This window comes from Daejeonella oryzae DSM 19973 (genome assembly GCF_000422945.1).
GTDB lineage: Bacteria > Bacteroidota > Bacteroidia > Sphingobacteriales > Sphingobacteriaceae > Daejeonella > Daejeonella oryzae.
The window spans coordinates 77,901-96,219 of the sequence record NZ_AUHA01000003.1; the positions used below are offsets into that span (position 1 = coordinate 77,901).

General features: G+C 36.8%; 17 protein-coding genes. 5 read left to right on the forward strand and 12 right to left on the reverse strand.

The genetic code is table 11. The features are described from left to right. Positions 1–13: 13 nt before the first annotated feature. Positions 14–553: a GNAT family N-acetyltransferase gene (locus G521_RS0107790; RefSeq protein ID WP_026898042.1), complete on the forward strand. Its 540-nt coding sequence runs from the start codon at positions 14–16 to the stop codon at positions 551–553. A gap of 75 nt (positions 554–628) precedes the next feature. Here the strand turns inward: G521_RS0107790 and G521_RS0107795 are convergent, their stop codons facing one another. Further along, positions 629–988 (reverse strand): response regulator, encoded by a 360-nt coding sequence (locus G521_RS0107795; RefSeq protein ID WP_036678732.1) that lies wholly within the window; start codon positions 986–988, stop codon positions 629–631. Between the two features lie 254 nt (positions 989–1,242). Between G521_RS0107795 and G521_RS0107805 the strand changes: the two genes are divergently transcribed. Continuing rightward, positions 1,243–1,707: a YMGG-like glycine zipper-containing protein gene (locus G521_RS0107805; RefSeq protein WP_026898044.1), complete on the forward strand. Its 465-nt coding sequence runs from the start codon at positions 1,243–1,245 to the stop codon at positions 1,705–1,707. A 76-nt stretch (positions 1,708–1,783) separates the two neighbouring features. Here the strand turns inward: G521_RS0107805 and asnS are convergent, their stop codons facing one another. Continuing rightward, positions 1,784–3,232 (reverse strand): asparagine--tRNA ligase, encoded by a 1,449-nt coding sequence (asnS, locus tag G521_RS0107810; protein WP_026898045.1) that lies wholly within the window; start codon positions 3,230–3,232, stop codon positions 1,784–1,786. Positions 3,233–3,433: 201 nt separating this feature from the next. Here asnS and G521_RS17750 point away from each other — a divergent pair, with 201 nt between their 5' ends. After that, a complete protein-coding gene (locus tag G521_RS17750) occupies positions 3,434–4,954 on the forward strand; it encodes a S41 family peptidase (RefSeq protein WP_051189600.1) in 1,521 nt (506 codons plus the stop codon). Positions 4,955–5,011: 57 nt separating this feature from the next. Here the strand turns inward: G521_RS17750 and G521_RS16750 are convergent, their stop codons facing one another. The 4 genes from G521_RS16750 to G521_RS0107835 all read right to left on the reverse strand — a co-directional run bounded on the left by G521_RS16750 (position 5,012) and on the right by G521_RS0107835 (position 10,581). Then, on the reverse strand, positions 5,012–5,971 hold the full coding sequence (locus tag G521_RS16750; RefSeq protein WP_051189601.1) for a M20/M25/M40 family metallo-hydrolase: 960 nt from the start codon (positions 5,969–5,971) through the stop codon (positions 5,012–5,014). 61 nt (positions 5,972–6,032) lie between these two features. Then, positions 6,033–9,584 carry a chromosome segregation protein SMC gene (smc, locus tag G521_RS0107825; RefSeq protein ID WP_026898046.1) on the reverse strand — a complete coding sequence of 1,184 codons (3,552 nt, stop codon included), beginning with the start codon at positions 9,582–9,584 and terminating at the stop codon, positions 6,033–6,035. 123 nt (positions 9,585–9,707) lie between these two features. Continuing rightward, positions 9,708–10,121 (reverse strand): hypothetical protein, encoded by a 414-nt coding sequence (locus tag G521_RS0107830; protein ID WP_026898047.1) that lies wholly within the window; start codon positions 10,119–10,121, stop codon positions 9,708–9,710. Positions 10,122–10,341: 220 nt separating this feature from the next. Then, on the reverse strand, positions 10,342–10,581 hold the full coding sequence (locus tag G521_RS0107835) for a hypothetical protein (RefSeq protein WP_026898048.1): 240 nt from the start codon (positions 10,579–10,581) through the stop codon (positions 10,342–10,344). A gap of 205 nt (positions 10,582–10,786) precedes the next feature. Between G521_RS0107835 and G521_RS0107840 the strand changes: the two genes are divergently transcribed. After that, complete coding sequence (locus G521_RS0107840; protein WP_026898049.1) at positions 10,787–11,770, forward strand: potassium channel beta subunit family protein; 984 nt, start codon at positions 10,787–10,789, stop codon at positions 11,768–11,770. Between the two features lie 86 nt (positions 11,771–11,856). On the opposite strand, the gene G521_RS0107845 is transcribed toward G521_RS0107840, so the two are convergent. The 5 genes from G521_RS0107845 to G521_RS0107865 all read right to left on the reverse strand — a co-directional run bounded on the left by G521_RS0107845 (position 11,857) and on the right by G521_RS0107865 (position 16,189). Beyond that, a complete protein-coding gene (locus G521_RS0107845) occupies positions 11,857–12,447 on the reverse strand; it encodes a hypothetical protein (protein WP_026898050.1) in 591 nt (196 codons plus the stop codon). 198 nt (positions 12,448–12,645) lie between these two features. Further along, positions 12,646–13,797 carry an MFS transporter gene (locus G521_RS0107850; RefSeq protein WP_026898051.1) on the reverse strand — a complete coding sequence of 384 codons (1,152 nt, stop codon included), beginning with the start codon at positions 13,795–13,797 and terminating at the stop codon, positions 12,646–12,648. Between the two features lie 206 nt (positions 13,798–14,003). Next, positions 14,004–14,519 (reverse strand): hypothetical protein, encoded by a 516-nt coding sequence (locus G521_RS0107855; protein WP_026898052.1) that lies wholly within the window; start codon positions 14,517–14,519, stop codon positions 14,004–14,006. A gap of 136 nt (positions 14,520–14,655) precedes the next feature. Beyond that, positions 14,656–15,405, reverse strand: a complete 750-nt coding sequence (locus tag G521_RS17755) for a YdcF family protein (protein WP_051189602.1) — start codon at positions 15,403–15,405, stop codon at positions 14,656–14,658. A gap of 46 nt (positions 15,406–15,451) precedes the next feature. Next, complete coding sequence (locus tag G521_RS0107865; RefSeq protein WP_026898053.1) at positions 15,452–16,189, reverse strand: hypothetical protein; 738 nt, start codon at positions 16,187–16,189, stop codon at positions 15,452–15,454. Between the two features lie 368 nt (positions 16,190–16,557). Here G521_RS0107865 and G521_RS0107870 point away from each other — a divergent pair, with 368 nt between their 5' ends. Then, positions 16,558–17,043, forward strand: coding sequence for a hypothetical protein (locus tag G521_RS0107870; RefSeq protein WP_026898054.1), 486 nt, complete (start codon positions 16,558–16,560; stop codon positions 17,041–17,043). Between the two features lie 106 nt (positions 17,044–17,149). On the opposite strand, the gene mnmA is transcribed toward G521_RS0107870, so the two are convergent. Beyond that, entirely contained in the window at positions 17,150–18,238 is a 1,089-nt protein-coding gene (gene mnmA / locus G521_RS0107875) for a tRNA 2-thiouridine(34) synthase MnmA (protein ID WP_026898055.1), read from the reverse strand. Between the last annotated feature and the right edge of the window lie 81 nt (positions 18,239–18,319).

An 18,319-nucleotide genomic window follows, 5' to 3' on the forward strand; every position in this document is an offset into this window, starting at 1 on the left:
CAGAATAGATTGTATGATCAGACTAGAATATTTTACACCGGAGGATTTTCCTTTGTTGATTGAGTGGATTGATTCAGAAGAGCTCCTCACCAATTGGGCTGGTTCACAATTTAAATTTCCCCTCAGTACTGAAAAACTACAGCATTATTTAAAAAAATCTAATGATTTTGAACATTCGGGTACACTTATTTACAAGGCCGTTGATGTAGCCAGCGGAAAAAATGTTGGTCATATTTCCCTAAGCGTAATCGACCGGGAGAATCGTTCGGCCAGAATTACCCGTGTATTAGTCGGGAATACAGGTGAAAGAGGCCGGGGTCTGGGTACTGAAATTATAAAATCTATGCTAAAAATGGGTTTTGAAGATCTTAACCTTCATCGCATGAGTCTTGGAGTTTATGATTTTAATGAGGCCGGAATTAAATGCTACAAAAATTGCGGGTTTTCTATTGATGGAGTTTTAAGAGACATTAAAAGACGTCCGGATTCTTTTTGGAGTATTGTTGAAATGAGTATTCTTGAAGATGAATATAATAGAATTTATAAATCGTAAACATTGCAGGTCATCTCAATAAATAAAAATATCTTTTATAAATTATTAAGGAAATTTTGTAGTGATTGATTTTATCTAAGCTGCCAATTGTTCTTTTACAACATGTATCAGGAAAGAAATATCAAATGGTTTTTTCACAATTTCATCAGCACATATATCTTTTACCTGATCAACATGAGGGTGAGTTGACAACACAATAACAGGTATATCTTTGGTAGATTCCATTGCTTTAATGGCACGGCATAACTCAGTACCCTGTTCGGATGGTTTAACTATATCCAGTAAAATTACGTCAGGTTTATTAAACTTGATAATATCAAAGATCCCCTCTTCTGATCTGCATAAAATTGGCTGGTAGCCTTCGTCTATGAGTATATGGGAAATGATCTGTAGAATATCATCATCTTTCTCAACCACAAGAACCTTCTTTTTCATCGTCGTCAAATATATATAGAAAATTTAAACGAATCCATGATCACCAAATAATTATGCTGGCCATAATCGTAAAAGAATAATTTGATTGTAAGGATTTTAACAAAGTGACCCATTTAGATTGTTATGGTTCATTCAAATAGAATTCAATAGTTATTTAAAATGGTCATCTAAGGCCTTTTAACTCTTTGGCACTATTTTTTCATAAGTACTGGCAGATACAGTTAATTATTTTAAAGTATTTAAACTTAGAGATCATGAAAAAGTTATTAATCATAATAGGACTAGCAGTAGGTATTGCAGCCTGTAACAGTGACGCAAAAACTAATTCACAAGCATATCAGAATACGAAAGACTATAAGGATAGTTTAAAATTGGACAGTTTTCAAAGAGCCCAGGCTATAGAAAAAGAAATAGACAAGCGGGAAGTTGAGAAAGCTGCTTTGGTTAGCGCTTCTGCCAATAACAAGGTAGTATCCCAATCTTCAACACCTAAAACACGAGTTGTTCGTCAAACAACTTACGTTCAGTCTGAGCCCCAGAAAAAAGGATGGAGTTCCGCAGCAAAAGGTGCGGTAATTGGAGCCGGAGCCGGAGCAGTTACAGGAATTCTAGTCGATAAGAAAAATGGAAGAGGTGCGGTAATTGGTGGAGTTGTTGGTGCCGGTACCGGTTACGTGATTGGCCGTTCAAAAGACAGAAAAAGCGGAAGAGTTCAATAAAAATTCCCCTGACATACTATCTTAAATAAAAAAGGAATCGCGATTTGCGATTCCTTTTTTTGTGCTCAAAATTTTATTAAAATTCTGCGTGTTTTGGTGTTCTTGGAAAAGGAATAACGTCTCTGATATTCGTCATGCCGGTTACAAAAAGAACCAACCGCTCGAAGCCTAAGCCAAAACCTGAGTGAAATGCGGAGCCAAAGCGGCGGGTGTCCAGATACCAGGACATTTCCTCTGTGGGGATATTCATATCATGCATCCGCTGCTCTAATTTCTCCAGACGTTCTTCCCGCTGGGAGCCTCCGATGATTTCACCAATACCCGGAAAAAGAATATCCATGGCCCTGACGGTATTTTTACCATTCTCATCAGTATCATTCTGGCGCATGTAGAATGATTTAATTTCAGCAGGATAATTTGTAAGGATTACCGGCTTTTTAAAATGCTTTTCAACCAGAAAACGCTCGTGCTCTGATTGCAGATCAGCACCCCATTCATTAATTAAATATTTGAATTGTTTCTTTTGGTTTGGTTTTGAACTTTTCAGAATCTGGATAGCCTGAGTATATGTTAATCTTTCAAATTCATTATCCAGACAGAATTTTAATTTCGAAATTAAATCAAGCTCCGAGCGCTCGGCAGCAGGCTTTGATTTTTCTTCTTCAAGTAAACGCTCCTTTAAAAATTCCAGTTCATCCGCACAGTTCTCCAGTGCATACTTAATTACATACTTCAATAACTCTTCTGCCAGATCCATGTTGTCATCCAGATCATAAAAAGCCATTTCCGGTTCGATCATCCAGAACTCTGCTAAATGCCGGGTTGTGTTTGAATTTTCTGCACGAAATGTAGGTCCGAATGTATACACATTTCCAAAAGCCATTGCTGCAAGTTCCCCTTCTAATTGCCCGGATACGGTTAGATTGGTAGCTTTCCCGAAAAAATCTTCTTTATAATTAATGCTGCCGTCTACATTCCTTGGCATATTGTCGGGATCTAATGTTGATACTCTGAACATTTCTCCCGCACCTTCCGCATCAGATGCTGTAATAATAGGAGTATGCATATATACAAATCCCTTTTCGTTAAAAAACTGATGAACAGCAAAAGAAAGAGAATGTCTTATTTTAAAAACTGCATTAAACGTATTGGTCCGAAAACGCAGGTGTGCAATTTCTCTTAAAAATTCAAGACTGTGTTTTTTGGGCTGTAAGGGAAACTTTTCCGGATCGCTGTCGCCAAGAATTTCCAGATCAGTTACTTTAATCTCTACTTTTTGACCTTTGCCAAGAGATTCAACAATATTTCCGGTTACGGCTACAGCTGCCCCGGTGGTAATCCTTTTAAGCAATGTTTCATCGGTATTATTAAAATCGACAACAGCTTGTATATTGTGTATGCATGAACCATCATTTATGGCTATAAACTGATTGTTTCTAAACGTTTTAACCCAGCCCATAATGGTAACCTGACGGTTAAATTCGCTGGTATTTAGTATATCTTTTATTTGGATGCGCTTGGCCATATTTCAAAATTGTGCTGCAAAAATACAAATCGATCTGTTATTTGTAATTTTTTTATCAATTCAGAATTGGGTGACAAATAGATACACTGAGTATTAATATTTTTGGGGGGCAATCTATTCCGGTTAATTTATCGTAATATCATTATTCACTGTTCTTTTTATTAAGAAATAATTTTAGCTTGCATATCCAATTTCGCTCTGATGATAAAGATTTTCAAAAAATACGGATACAGAAATACTTTAATGATTTCTGCTTTTTTAATGCTTTTTACGGCATGTAAAAAGGATCCGGCACCCGCTCCAACTCCGGCTCCGCCGGTAGCAAAGGCTACCCGGACAGAATTAACAAAGGATTCTATTTTTCTATACGCTAAAGAAACCTATTTCTGGAATACATCATTGCCAAGTGCCGATGTGTTTAATGCCCGTAGCTATGCTGATTTTGATGCAGAACTAAGCAAGATCAGATCATATAAAATTGATCCTGCTACCGGAAAAGCCATTGATAAATACTCTTTTTTAGATGATGGATCACTTTCTTCGCAATTGGGCGGTGTAAGCGGCGATTACGGGTTTTCAGCTAATTTCAATAATGGCGACCGCAGTGATCTTCGTATCAGGTATTCCTATCCGGGTTCACCCGCAGCTCTCGCCAATGTTAAAAGAGGTCAGCGCATTATAAAATTAAACGGGAGCTCTGATGTGAACGGTAATTCGGAAGCCAGTGTAAATTTTTTAAACAACGCTATTTTTGGGAATAATGCCAGCGTATCCATGACTTTGAGAAATCCCGATGGCACTACATTCGATGTAAATATTACCCGCGGAAGTTATAGTTTAAATCCTATCCTGTACAAGAACGTATTTACAGCCGGAACTAAAAAAGTGGGATATCTTGTGTTTAACAGTTTTACCACCAATGCATCTGCTAAATTGGATGAAGTGTTTACTGAATTTACTACAGCGGGAATCAGCGAAGTTATTGTTGATTTGCGTTATAATGGAGGTGGCTCTGTAGGTACTGCAGATGTTTTAACTAATTTGATTGCCCCAACTTCGGCAAGTGGTAGCTTAATGTACACTACTTATTGGACTCAGCATATGCAGGATGGCCTGGCCACTATACTTAAAAATCAAAAATTTTATGCTAACGGAAATGATGGTGTAAGGCGTTTGTATTCTTACTTTGATTACGATTATAAGCCAACTGAAAGTGCTGGAAATGTGGAGAGATTTCAAAAACGCGGAGCAGCCAATATTTCAAGGGCTTACTTTATTGTAACTGGTTCTACCGCTTCTGCCAGTGAACTGGTAATTAATAATTTAAGACCGGTTATGGATGTGAAGCTCATCGGTAGAAAAACGTACGGTAAACCGGTAGGCTTTTTTGCTATCCATATTGACCAGTTAGATCTTTATATACCTCAGTTTCAAACTAAAAATTCTCAAAATTTTGGCGACTATTTTGATGGATTGCCGGTAGACCGTGAAGACTTTGATGATATTGGTAAAGATTTTGGAGACCCTTCTGAAAGACTTTTGGCTCATGCCTTATCGTACGCACAAACAGGGAATTTCCTTTCTGTAAAATCGGGAAATGATCGTATAAGCAGTATAGGTTCTGTTTCAAGATCAGAAGTCGACCGTATCAATGAGCGCTTAAACGAGCATGAATTTAAAGGAATGGTTGAAACTAAGATGAAGTTAAAACTGAAAAATTAAGGAACATTATTTCTATCTGTATAAAAAAATGTCCCGGATAATTCCGGGACATTTTTTTTATTGATCTTTTTCCATTATCATTTTATCTTTTAGCGTTTTCTGAAAAGCGCTGTCGGTATTGAATTTAATTCTTTTCAATCTTTTATCCACTTTAATAGTGCTGTTTAAAATTGCGTTTGATGCTCCATAGAAAAAATCAGCATTAATATTTTGGTACTCATCGCTTGGTTTATGATAATCCTTGTGATCCTCTACTCCAAAATAGATGAAAGGAATATTGTCCTGTGCAAACGGACCCTGATCACTTTGCATAGTCCAGTCATTACGTCCAAGTTTGGGATCATCATGTCCGAATAGTATTTTAACTCCTGTATCCTTATCAGCTCCCTTAATAACACTTTTTATTTCAGGATTTTTATAAGATCCGGCTGCATATAATTCTCCCTTATCATTATGTGAAATCATATCCAAATTAATGATCATTTTAATTCTTTTACCATCTAAAACCGGGTTTTTTATATAGGCATACGCTCCCTGCAAGCCCATTTCTTCGGCATCAAAAGCAATAAATAACAAGGTGTTTTTGGGTTTATGTTTTTTGAAATATTCAGCCATGGCCAATAATCCGGCTACACCTGATGCATTATCATCGGCCCCGTTATTAATCAAAGAATCTGTAATCCCGATATGATCATAGTGAGCAGAAATAATAATTACATGATCTGTTCTTCCCTTTATATAACCAATTAAATTTGTGCCTTTTATAACTGGTCCTTTTTGGGTTTTAACTGTAAAAGGATGTTTAAAACTATCCTGGTAAAAGCTTAAGCCAATATTTTTGAAACGGCTAACAATATAATTTGCTGCCTGGATATTTCCAGAACTGCCGGTTTTCCGCCCTTCGTAAATATCAGATGAAAGGGTTTCAACGTCTTTCAATAACTGATTTCGGTTTATCTTCTGAGCGCATGCATAAAAAGAAGAGCTTAGAAGAAGAAGTACTAATAATTTTTTCATGAAATAATAAAATTAGCTGATTGTGAGTATTATTAACTTGTACAAAGGTTGTTCCAATTGCTCAGGCAACTTCCCGGAGATCTACAGCAACTACCCTTGAAACACCTTGTTCTACCATTGTTACTCCGTAAATGATATCGGTGCTGGCTATGGTTCGTTTATTATGGGAGACCACAATGAACTGGGATCTGTCTGAGAATTTACGGATTATATTATTGAATTTATCAATATTGGTGTCGTCTAAAGGCGCATCTACTTCATCGAAAATGCAAAAAGGAGCAGGTTTAAGCAGGTAAAGCGAAAACAAAAGGGCAGTAGCTGTTAATGTTTTCTCACCTCCGGATAACTGATTGATCGATAATGGCCGCTTCCCTTTAGGCCTGGCCAAAATTTCAATGTCTGACTCCAACGGGTTTTGCGGATTACTTAGAACCAGGTCACAGCTGTCTTCTTCATTAAATAAAGAGCGAAAAACTTCTATGAAGCTTTCCCTGACCTTTATAAACGCATCCATGAATTTTTCTTTCGCCGTTGTATCTATTTCCAAAATAGTTTGCAAGAGAGAGGCTTTGGCGTCATTTAAGTCTTTTTTCTCGGCCTGGATAAAATCGTAACGCCCGCTCATTTCGCGGAAAGCTTCCATTGCCATGGGATTAATGGCCCCGAAATCATCCATTTGTTTTTTAATACGCTTGGTTTTAATCCACAGCTCTTCCTCAGTTTCCTCTAAATTCAGATTGGTACTTTCCTCATTAAGCAGGCTGGTAATATCAACAGAAAATTCAACGCTCAATCTTTCTTTTAAAGCGTTCAACTCCAGTTTCAGATTAGTTTTTCGGTCATGCAATTCAGAAGCAACTAATTCACTGTTTTCCTTTTTACGGCGAAGCTGAGTGATCTCATTTTCTAAATCAGAAATTAATCCGCGATGTGCATAATATTCCTTTTCTAATTCCTGCAATCCTTTTTCCAGATCATCTTTCTGACTATACATCCTGAGCAGGTCTTCATCAGAATGATCTGTATGTTTAAGTATTTCTTCAAATTCTGAAAGTATTTTGAGAAGATCCTGCTGGTTAACATTTATTCTTTTATCCAAATGCAGCTGCTGATTTTCCCGGTAATCCAGGTCTTTTTCTATACCTGCTACCTTATTCTGCTGCTGATGGAAAAGAATATTATTCTGATTGTACAGGTTTGACTGCTCATTTACCAAGTCTGAAAGTTCCTGATAAGTGATTTGAAAATTAATAACTTGTTCGTTCTTTATTTGCTTTTGTGTTTTTAATTCAGATAACTGAGGTTCTGCCAGCAAAATTTCATTTTCAACATGAGTAATTTTCAATTCAATATCTTGCTTCCGGTTATGACTATTTTCTATAAACGCTTCATATTGCTCATGACGGGTTTTTACTGAGGTGAATTCATTATTCAGGCGGTTAACATCCGCCTGAACAATACTGATTTCCTGCTTTTTAGAAGAAGCATTTAGAGAAATTAATTTTTCGTTTTCATCTTCGATGGATGTTTTCAGTCCGGCAATTGTGTTTGTTAATGCTTTAATTTCTTTAGAAAGATTATCTAAGTTTTTAGCCCGGCCAATTCTTTTTCCTTCGAATAATCCAACTGAACCGCCTGACATACCAATTCGGGTTTTAGAAAACTGACCATTGCTGCTTAAAATAACAATTCGTTCTTCGGGCAGGGGACTATTCATTTCTTCATCTTCAGCTGATTGCAACAGAAATACATTATTCAGAAGCATTTGGCATAATTGCCTGTATTTTAACTCAACAGTAACAATACTTAATGCAGGAATAAGCTCAGAGTTAATAGTTTGTGATGTGGTTTTAATAGATAAGTTGTTTAAAGTTTCAAGAATGAAAAAATTTGCCCGCCCTTTTGCAGATTCACTTAATAATTTGATGGCCTGTACAGCATCTGCCTGAGTTTCTACAACGTAATGATTCATAACCGGCTCCAGATAATTTTCTATCGCAACACGGTATTCTTCCCTGCAAAATAAAATATCCGAGAGGAGAGGAGCCTGTTTAGCCCATAGTATATTCTTTTTTAGAAAGCGAATAGATTCCGGAAATCCTTCCAGGTTATCAACCAGCGATTTGGTGAGATTAAACTCATTTTGTTTTGCATCGAGTTTACGGGTCTGTGTGCTTAAATTATCTTTTTGTAAAGAAATATTTTGCTGGCTATTGCTGATTTTTTGCTGGAGTTCTTCTTCAAATTTTGTTAAAATTCTAAAATCATCCTGCCTGGTCTGCAGCATCAGTTCTAACGAGGCCAGGGCCTTATTAAATTCTCCAAGTTCGTCTTCTTTAATCTGAGAATCGGCAACGTTTCGATTTATTTCCTGCAATAACGCATCTTTTTGAATTTGCAAAATAGCTACATCTTTCTCCAGTTTGTACAGCTGATTTTGAAGTTCATTACCCTCCCTAATATAAGTATCAAGCAGGTTTTTAGAGCTTTGCTGCTGCAACCTCAGTTCATCTAATTCTTCTTTCTGGGCCTTTAAAGATGAAATTGCCTTATTGAGGATTTCATTTTCCTGAAATAGTTCCTCATTAAGTCTTTTCTGGTTATAAAAAATATGGTTAAGCTGATTTTTATCTTTCTCCAGTTCGTCGGTAATGCGCAATTTTTTATCTTCCAGGAAACGTAACTGTTCATTCTTCAGTTTTTTGTCACTCTCATAAGCTCTTATCTTACTGATAAATTCATTTGTTGACTTTAATTGTACTGAAAGATTTTTCTCTTTCGTGAGATTATCAATTTTATGCTGCTGCAGATTCGTTTCATGTTGATCTATATTATCAGAAATAAATTTTTTCTCTTCAATTTGCGCTTGCTCTTCTATTTCTATCTTACTTAATGAATCGCGAAAACTGACAATTTTATATGAAGCAAGCGATAAGCTCAAGGATTTATACTGATCTTTTAAACGATAGTAACGCTCTGCTTTTTTACTTTGATTCTCTAATGTTTTCAGGTTTTTTTCGATCTCAAACAATAAATCTTCCACACGGCTCAAATCGGTTTCTGTTTCTTTTAATTTACTAAACGTTTGCTTTTTGCGAAGTTTATATTTCGAGATGCCCGATGCCTCTTCAAATAAATTCCTGCGTGAACCTTCTTTGTTGGCAATGATTTCGTCAATCATTTTTAATTCAATAATGGAGTATGAATCAGAGCCAATCCCCGTATCTAAAAACAGGTCGGTAATATCTTTCAACCTGCACTGAACATCATTTAGTCTGTATTCGCTTTCGCCGCTGCGGTATAATTTTCGGGTAAGGGTAACCTGCGAAAATTCTGTTGGAAGAATATTCAGCGTATTATCAAAGGTTAAAGAAACTTCTGCCAGATTAGAGGGCTTACGTGTTTTTGTGCCGTTAAAAATAATATTCTCCATTTTTTCTGACCGCAGCATTCGGGTGCTTTGTTCCCCTAATACCCAGCGTATGGCATCTACAACGTTCGATTTACCGCAACCATTGGGGCCAACAATAGCGGTAACCCCATCATTAAAATTGATTGTTATTTTATCACCAAAGCTTTTGAAGCCTTTAATTTCTAATTGGGTTAGTTGCATTTTCGCTGTTCGCGGATAGTATTAATCCGTCGAATTTAGCGAATTATACAGATTTATAATAAGGTACTTAATAATGATTTTTGAATTGATGCTTGAAATAATTAAACTTTATAAATTTATTATTTACCCCTTTTTTATAATCATTCTTCCGGCAATGTAAGCCATGGGTAAATAGGCAAACACCAGATCTACAATAGCAAACCAGGTTGGTGAAGGAAGCATAAATACACTTGCAATTCCTCCGGCTAAGAAAAAGAAACCAACTCCTAATGCAATTTTTATTTTATGATTTGCCGCAATTAGAGCGGCCAGCAATGCCCCTGAGAATGTTCCAAGAGCATGCGCTAAAAATGGCATTAAAAAATGTTTTGGCCGGAACAAATGCATTGATGCTTTTAATCCTTCCATAGTGGTTATGTCAGCACCTTCAGGTGGCGGAATGATTGAACCGCTTGCCTGAATAATTCCCATATTGACTACGCTTCCAATAATGCAACCTGCAATAACCGCTAAAATATTTTTAAAGGTGGATTTCATATTGGTCTTATGATGAAGTTAGTTTAACAATATGTTCTACAGGGTTTAGTGAAGCTAATCTATGTAAAATTGTTCATGTTGAAATTTTACCCGATTTGGACTTTTTAGAATAACATTAGATGATTTTTAACGCAAGAAACTTATGCTTTAAAAGAAATATTATACCAGCATTAATCATTCAGCCAGTAATCTGATTGAATCTAACTCATTTAAGATTTAATTAACCCCAGGTTCCAAGCTGATCTTTATTCATATCTTCATAAGCCCATTCTTCATCTTTCTCCAGCTCTCTGCCGTTGTACTTCCCATATCGAATAACCGAATAAATCAGATACAGCAACATTATCGGTGAGAGTAAAAACAGGATTGATAGTAATGGAAGGTTTTCCAAATAAAGAGACAGCAGGAACAACATCAGATAAATACCGGAGAAAAACACGGCAAATGTAACTCTGGTCATTGTATTAGTTTTAATCAATAAACATCGTAATTTTTTACTTGTTTTATAATCCTTGCCGGATATGGTTTATAGCCTTTTGAGGAAGTTTACAGAAAGATCATTCATATTATTTAATCGGATTTTTAATAAAACAGTAATCACAAATACAAAGACAAATCTTAATTTTAAGCTCTGGCTATGAACATTCACTTAGAAAATTAAAATTATGGAATATAGACGCTTAGGTAAATCCGGCTTGCAGGTTAGTGCCCTTTCACTGGGCAGCTGGTTAACATTTGGAAATCAGATTGAAGATAAAGTAGCCGAAGAATTGATGGATATCGCTTATGAAAGCGGGGTTAATTTTTTTGATAATGCCGAAGGTTATGCCGGCGGTAAATCGGAAATTGTAATGGGCAAAATTCTCAAAAAGAAAAACTGGGATCGCAGCTCCTACATCGTTTCGAGCAAGATTTATTTTGGCGCTGAGGAGAAAAAACCCAATATGATTGGCTTATCACGCAAGCATTTGTTTGAAGGAACTAATAATGCCCTTAAAAGGCTTCAGTTAGATCATCTGGACTTATTGTATTGCCACCGTCCCGATCAGAATACTCCAATTGAAGAAACTGTTTGGGCCATGCACCAGCTGGTGATGCAGGGAAAGATTTTGTATTGGGGAACTTCTGAATGGAGTGCTTCTGAAATTATGCAGGCTTTTTATTTTGCCGAAAAAAATCATTTGGTTCCTCCAAGCATGGAACAGCCTCAGTATAATATGTTCTGGCGTGAGAAAATGGAAAAGGAGTTTTTGTTGCTTTTCCGCGATTTTGGTTTGGGTACTACCATCTGGAGTCCGCTGGCTTCGGGGCTTCTTTCCGGAAAATATAATAATGCCAATCCAAAGGATACACGTTTTAATATGGAAAGTATCGCCTGGTTAAAAGACAGGTTACTGGTGGAAGCCAATTTGAAAAAAGTTGATCGGCTAAAGGAGATTTCTGATAAATTAAATATTTCCCTGGTAAAACTTGCTCTGGGCTGGTGCCTTAAAAATCCCAATGTAAGTACTGTTATTTTAGGAGCTTCAAAAACTGCGCAGTTAAAAGAAAATTTAACAGCTCTGGAAGTAGTGCCTTTGCTGGATGAAAAAATTATGGCAAAACTTGATTCTATACTGGCCAATAAACCTGAATTTATTGAAGTTTAAATCTGCTTTCGGTGTTTGGGATGACTTGAATAATTTTTTTTGTCATTCTGAACACCTTTTGGTATCTGCAGAAATACCTGATTTTTTTAGTTTAAATCTTTAAATAACCTTTCAGCTATAGCTTCTGCATCCTGCGGATCTCCCCAAATCATTTCAGGTAATGAAAAGTTGAGGTATTTTAAAGATTTTACCGTATCCGAATGAACATCATCAGGGCTACCCCAATTCATATCCGCTGTTGGGAAATTAAGATATTTTAATGATTCAACAGATTCTGATTTCAGCTCTTCAGCATTTCCCCAAATCATTTCAGGAGCAGGGAACTTTAAGAATTTCAATGATCTGATAGATTCGATATTTACATCCTCAGGATTTCCCCATATCATTTCTGGAGCTGCAATTGTCAGTTTTAAATTGGAAGATGATTTTACGGGAGTTCCATCGGGTCTTGAAACCGCTGTGTCATTTTCGTAGCCATTTGCTTTGATGTTTTTTAGAGCTTCAACAGCTTCAGAATTTATATCATCGGGACTTCCAATTGTTACAGGCATAGCCGGCAAAATTAATTTTGCAAATCTTGCTTTTTTACCCGGTTCTCCGGCTGGTTTTCCATCTGCGAATGAAGTATAAGAGACAAATATTAGTAATGCGGCGATTAGTGATTTAAGAGTTTTCATGGCTTTGTTTTTTTGTTTAAGTAATTTGTATGATCAAATGTACTCCTCAAACAAAACGCAGGCAATGGCATTTAGGCCGGAAGCCTGAACAACTCGGTAAGCGGCGGAAATGAATCGGTTAAACAATTAAACCATCCGCGAATGCGATTCAATGCTTGTAAATCAATCTATTAAAGGCTATTAACCCGGCAATAAGTTTTAGAATTTAGTGCGGTTAGAAACCAGGATTACACAAAAGCCCATAAATGCCATTAATGCAAATGAAATTCTTAAGCTACTTGCTCCGGCTATTAATCCAATTAATGGCGGACCTAACAAAAAACCCAGAAATCCGATGGTAGAAACTGCTGCAAGGGCCATACCCGGAGACATTACTTTGGATTTTCCAGCTGCGCTGTAAACCAATGGAATTACAGAAGAAACTCCGATTCCAACCAGTAAGAAACCTACAATTGCTGAAAGTAGTTGTGGATAGATTACAGCAATTAATAAACCGATGGCTGTTAAAGCCCCGCTGATCTGGAGCGTTGTCTTTGTCCCAAAACGACCTGAAAACCAATCGGCCATAAAACGCCCCATAGCCATAGTGCCCATAAAAGCGGTATATCCGGCTCCCATCCAGGCACCTTCTGCCTCAACTACTTTTTTAAAGTACACTACGCTCCAGTCAAACATTGCTCCTTCGCATATTAAAGAGCAAAATGCAATCAAACCCAAACTCATTAATGATTTATCAGGCTTAACAAATATTGGCTGTCCGGCAGGAACTCCGCTGTCTTTCTTAAGAAATCTGAAACCGATTGCTACCATGACAATAATTAATGCCATGATGATAAAAAAATGCTGGGATGGTGTTACACCTTTCCCGATCATAAAGGAACCTATTACGGCGCCACTGAACCCGGCCAGACTCCAAAGTCCGTGAAATGATGCCATAATAGGCTTCTGATAAACTTTTTCGACCATTACGGCTTGCGTATTAATAGAAATATTTACGCCGTTGCTGAAAAATCCGAAGAGAAAAAGAAAAAAGATGAGCATGAAAACATTCTGGGCGAGGCCAAGGCTCAATAAAGTGATGCTATATAAAATTAGAGATACAACCAAAAGCCTGCGGCTTCCGATTACGGATATCAGCCACCCGGAAATGGGTAATGAAAGCATTAAACCTACCGGAAGAGAAAATAGAATCCCGCCTAATGCGGCTTCAGAAAGTCCAAGTTCCTGTTGTATGGTTGCTATACGTGAGGCCCAGCTTGCAAAACAAAGACCTGTTAGAAAAAACATTAAACCTACAGTTATCCGTAAAGTTTTTTTTGAATATGCAAGAGAGGGTACAGGTGAATCCATTCAGTAAAATATACTATTGTCAACTAATTAATTGCAAAAGTATATTATTTTTTCCTGTTATCCTGCTTGTTTACAAATGAATACGAGCATAATCAGATAAGTGTATTTTAAACACTAAGTAATCGATTTTTTTTATTGTTTTTGAGACATAGCCTGCATTCTTAGCAGGATTTAATTTTTTGTTTCAATAGCAGAAACCGCAATTATTAGTTGATATTTTTCAAAGATTTAACCGATACAGAGTTCACATCTTCGGGATTACCCCAGGCCATTTCCGGAGCTGGAATTGTCAGATTGATATTTTTCAGAGATTTAACCGATACAGAGTTCACATCTTCGGGATTACCCCAGGCCATTTCCGGAGCTGGAATTGTCAGATTAATATTTTTCAGAGATTCAACCGATCCGGAGTTCACATCTTCGGGATTACCCCAGGTCATTTCCGGAGCTGGAATTACCAGATTGATATTTTTCAGAGATTCAACCGATCCGGAGTTCACATCTTCCGGATTACCCCAGGTCATTTCCGGAGCTGGAATTGTCAGATTGATATGTTTCAGAGATTCAACCGATCCGGAGTTCACATCTTCGGGATTACCCCATTCTATGGAAGGCGCTTTGAAATTGTTAATTCGTTTAAGTTCTTTCCCGAAATTATTATCTGCTATCGCATTTGAAGAGAATAATAATAATGTTGCTGTGAGGATATTTAATGCTTTCATAATTTGTTGTTTTTAATTATGATCAAATGTAACATGTAGTAACTGCCTGTTAAATATCAAACTGGCAGGCAACATGATCATTTCGGTAAGCAGCAGAATTGTGTCGGTGAAAACGCCGGGCAATTTTTAACCGTGATTATTGGGATTTTACGCGGACAATGGAGTAGGCGAAAATTTCTTTGATATAGGTAGGCCAGGTGCCCAATGCTTCCAGTGAGGGTATAAAATCTTCTACTGAAATTTTTCCTTTAGTAGAAAAATTACAGGGATGGGGTATTACCTCTATGCCTGCATTTTTAAAAATGAGCAGTGCTCTGCGCATATGGAAGGCAGAGGTGACTAATACATAGGGAGGTTTTAAGTTTTTACCCTCTAATGTCTGCCTGGTTAATGCAGCGTTCTCTAATGTATTGCGTGACCGGGTTTCGCTCAATAAAATACTGTCCGGGAAATTTAAACTTTTTAACTCGTTAATAACCCAGGTGCTCTCTATCCATGAACTGGGATTTAAGCTGTTATTTCCTCCGGAAACAAAGATATTTGAAACTCTGTTAGTAGTTTTTAACTTAACTACTTGTATAAACCTGTCTGATGCTCCATTAAAAAAGCCATTGGCGTTTTTGTCTTCAGAAGCCATTCCTCCCAAAACAATTGCGCAACTGTATAATTTATTATGATCAACTGCTGAAGCCTCAATATCCCAGCGGGACGCAAACTGCTTTAACAGGAATTTATTACTAAAAAGGATAAAGATGACGGTAGACAGAATCAGGAATCTTTTTTTTAATACTTTATTAGATAAGGCAAATGAAAGGATCAGGAAAATAAGAATCCAGATAAATGGATTTAAAAAGTGAATCAGGATTTTGGAGACGTAATAGTACATTTTTTATCCGCACAGAAATTTTAAAGGGATGGCTTAAAAAACCAAATTAATTTTTACCTCCCAGGTTCACAATTACCCCGAAGCTGAAAACAGAACTTCCTGCAGTGAGGTATTTGCGATTTTTTAAACCAATATTACTTCCGCTGGTATATTGCAGCTGAATATTTGGGTTGATAACCATTCTGGTAAAGAATACCGGCTCAAGGAAAATATTATCTTCAGTAGGCTGCAAAACACCACTTCTAATAAATTCAGTCATGTTTATATAACTTGCCCTCAAAACAGTTCCATAATTAAGCGGGTAAGCCTTCCCAAACAATTTTAGATTTTTTTTATCCTTAGAACTGTAATTTACCTGGACAAAATATTTTTTGAATTTTGTTTCCTGGCGATCATAGAAAAGTACGCCCTCATCGGTTCTGTCTTTAATCATCCGGTCGCTGTTTCCTTTTCCGTAGCCTGAATATACTTCAAATATTCTGTCTTTTTGAGATCCGAAAGTAGTGAAGTATCCAATACCTGCTTCCAGCATCTGGTGATTGAATTCTTTATTAACCCGATTATTATCCATTGTGGAAGCGCTCATTATAACACCGATATTATCGCTAAGCGCATAGGCAGAATTTACACTGATGTTTCCTTTTAAAGAAATATGACCAGCGGCATGAAATTCACCCTGCTCTGTAAGCATTGGTGAATCCGGAACATTGGGAAGATAAACGGAAGAACAGGAGGATAAGAAAGCAATTGATAGTAGTAAAATGCTTGGAATATTTAATTTCATATACGTTTTGGCAAATAATAATTCTTAGTCTTGCAATTTCCTTCAACGGTTTAATAAGCTTAGAAGTGTGCCGCAAGTTGATTGTTTTTGAGTAATTAAAGAAGAATTTTTTAGAGATATTTTAAATTCATTAAATTCTTAGAATAATTCCATTATAAAGAGAGTGTGATAATAACTGTTCATACTTTGTTTATTTTAAAAACCGGCTTTTAATAATGATAATAATACGTTAAATTCATACATAGATTTTCAACCTTCCGGTCTACTTATATTTACTGATGCACTAAATTTTTTTTCGCTCAAAATTTTGCTGTTTGTGTAAATTCTGTACTTCATTATAACTTACTTTTTAATTTAATTTTACCGTTATGAAAAAAATAATTGTTGCTGCATGCGGAGTAATCATTTTATCTTTCATGCTAATAAATGTTTCACAGGCACAGATACTCTTGCCCGAAGTAACTGTTACTTCCGGAAATGTGCCGGAGAAAGTTGATGAGGCATTTAAAACTACCTTTAAGGAAGCCGAAGATCCTAAGTGGTACGCGGCCAACAAAAACTATCTGGTCAGATTTCTTATGAATGACATGAAAAATCAGGCTGTTTTTAAGAAAAACGGAAATATTATTTACCAGATAGCGTATGGATACGAAAAAGATTTGCCCGAAGATGTTTCCAGTTTGGTGAAAAGAAAATATCCTGATTATGAAATAGTTGTTGCTTTTAACGTAAAGCAGGATGAGCGGAATATTTGGGTAGTGAATATGGAAAACGAAAAAAATATGATCAAAGTACGGGTAGAAGACGGGGAGATCAACATGGCCGAACGGACACGTAAATCCAGCAAAAAGTAGTTTAATTCACTTCAATTAATTATAAAAATACCTTCCGGATTTTATTTTAAAAATAGAATCCTGAGGGTATTTGAGTGTTTTTTTATGCACTAAAAGGATCTATAAATCAGACAAGAAATCCGCCTCCTAAAAGGTCGTTTCCTTCATAAAATACAGCCGATTGCCCGGGGGCAATTCCCGACACCGCATGATGAAAATTAACCTTCATCCGATCTCCTTCCTGAATAAGAGTACTCATTGCACCGGCATCTTTATAACGAATCTTGGTTATTGCCTCTAGCGGCTCATTAATATTTTCGTACTTAAGCAAATTAATATTTCTCACTATAGCATCTGTACGCTCTAATTCATTTTCTGTACCCAACATTACAGTGTTGCTTTCCGGCAAAATGCGGGTAACGTACATAGGGTGTCCAAAAGCCACTCCTAATCCTTTACGCTGTCCTATAGTATAATAAGGATAACCCTTATGTTTACCTACAACAGTTCCGTTATTGAGCATGAAATTTCCGGGACCGATCCGCTCATCCAGATCCTCTACTTTATTGCGTAAAAATGCTCTATAGTCATTATCCGGAACAAAGCAGATTTCGTAGCTTTCAGATTTGTTAGCCAGATCAAACTGCCCCATATCTTTTGCCATTTGTCGGATTTCTGATTTTGCAAAACTTCCCAATGGAAATTGTGTTCGCGAAAGATTTTCCTGGGACACACCCCAAAGAACATAGGATTGATCTTTATGTTCGTCTTTTCCTTTTGAAATTACATAACGTCCCGTATCCTGAAGACGGATATTGGCATAATGGCCTGTAGCAATAAATTCGCAATCCAGCTTATTGGCACGCTTCAGTAAAGCTTCCCATTTAATATGGGTATTACATAAAACACATGGATTAGGGGTTCTTCCGGCTAAATATTCATCCACAAAATTGTCGATCACAAAATCTCCAAATTCATCCCGGATGTCTAATATGTAATGCGGAAAGCCATAGCCTACCGATAAAGCTCTGGCATCATTAATACTATCCAGGCTGCAGCAGCCGGTTTCTTTAGAAGAGCCACCTGCAGATGCATAATCCCAGGTTTTCATGGTAAGGCCGATTACTTCATATCCCTGCTCATGAAGCATTACTGCTGCAACAGAACTATCAACACCACCACTCATGGCCACCAGAATTCTCCCTTTTTTACTCATTTCAGTTTTAAAATCTCCTCAATACTTAACGTATTACCGGCTTAGTCAAAATTTTTGAAGCACAAAGATACAGCTTTAAGT

Bases quoted from the DNA above. Each gene is read 5' to 3' on its own strand.
- G521_RS0107790 (WP_026898042.1), top strand. From the start codon at position 14: ATGATCAGACTAGAATATTTTACACCGGAGGATTTTCCTTTGTTGATT.
- G521_RS0107795 (WP_036678732.1), bottom strand. From the start codon at position 988: ATGAAAAAGAAGGTTCTTGTGGTTGAGAAAGATGATGATATTCTACAG.
- G521_RS0107805 (WP_026898044.1), top strand. From the start codon at position 1,243: ATGAAAAAGTTATTAATCATAATAGGACTAGCAGTAGGTATTGCAGCC.
- asnS (WP_026898045.1), bottom strand. From the start codon at position 3,232: ATGGCCAAGCGCATCCAAATAAAAGATATACTAAATACCAGCGAATTT.
- G521_RS17750 (WP_051189600.1), top strand. From the start codon at position 3,434: ATGATAAAGATTTTCAAAAAATACGGATACAGAAATACTTTAATGATT.
- G521_RS16750 (WP_051189601.1), bottom strand. From the start codon at position 5,971: ATGAAAAAATTATTAGTACTTCTTCTTCTAAGCTCTTCTTTTTATGCA.
- smc (WP_026898046.1), bottom strand. From the start codon at position 9,584: ATGCAACTAACCCAATTAGAAATTAAAGGCTTCAAAAGCTTTGGTGAT.
- G521_RS0107830 (WP_026898047.1), bottom strand. From the start codon at position 10,121: ATGAAATCCACCTTTAAAAATATTTTAGCGGTTATTGCAGGTTGCATT.
- G521_RS0107835 (WP_026898048.1), bottom strand. From the start codon at position 10,581: ATGACCAGAGTTACATTTGCCGTGTTTTTCTCCGGTATTTATCTGATG.
- G521_RS0107840 (WP_026898049.1), top strand. From the start codon at position 10,787: ATGGAATATAGACGCTTAGGTAAATCCGGCTTGCAGGTTAGTGCCCTT.
- G521_RS0107845 (WP_026898050.1), bottom strand. From the start codon at position 12,447: ATGAAAACTCTTAAATCACTAATCGCCGCATTACTAATATTTGTCTCT.
- G521_RS0107850 (WP_026898051.1), bottom strand. From the start codon at position 13,797: ATGGATTCACCTGTACCCTCTCTTGCATATTCAAAAAAAACTTTACGG.
- G521_RS0107855 (WP_026898052.1), bottom strand. From the start codon at position 14,519: ATGAAAGCATTAAATATCCTCACAGCAACATTATTATTATTCTCTTCA.
- G521_RS17755 (WP_051189602.1), bottom strand. From the start codon at position 15,405: ATGTACTATTACGTCTCCAAAATCCTGATTCACTTTTTAAATCCATTT.
- G521_RS0107865 (WP_026898053.1), bottom strand. From the start codon at position 16,189: ATGAAATTAAATATTCCAAGCATTTTACTACTATCAATTGCTTTCTTA.
- G521_RS0107870 (WP_026898054.1), top strand. From the start codon at position 16,558: ATGAAAAAAATAATTGTTGCTGCATGCGGAGTAATCATTTTATCTTTC.
- mnmA (WP_026898055.1), bottom strand. From the start codon at position 18,238: ATGAGTAAAAAAGGGAGAATTCTGGTGGCCATGAGTGGTGGTGTTGAT.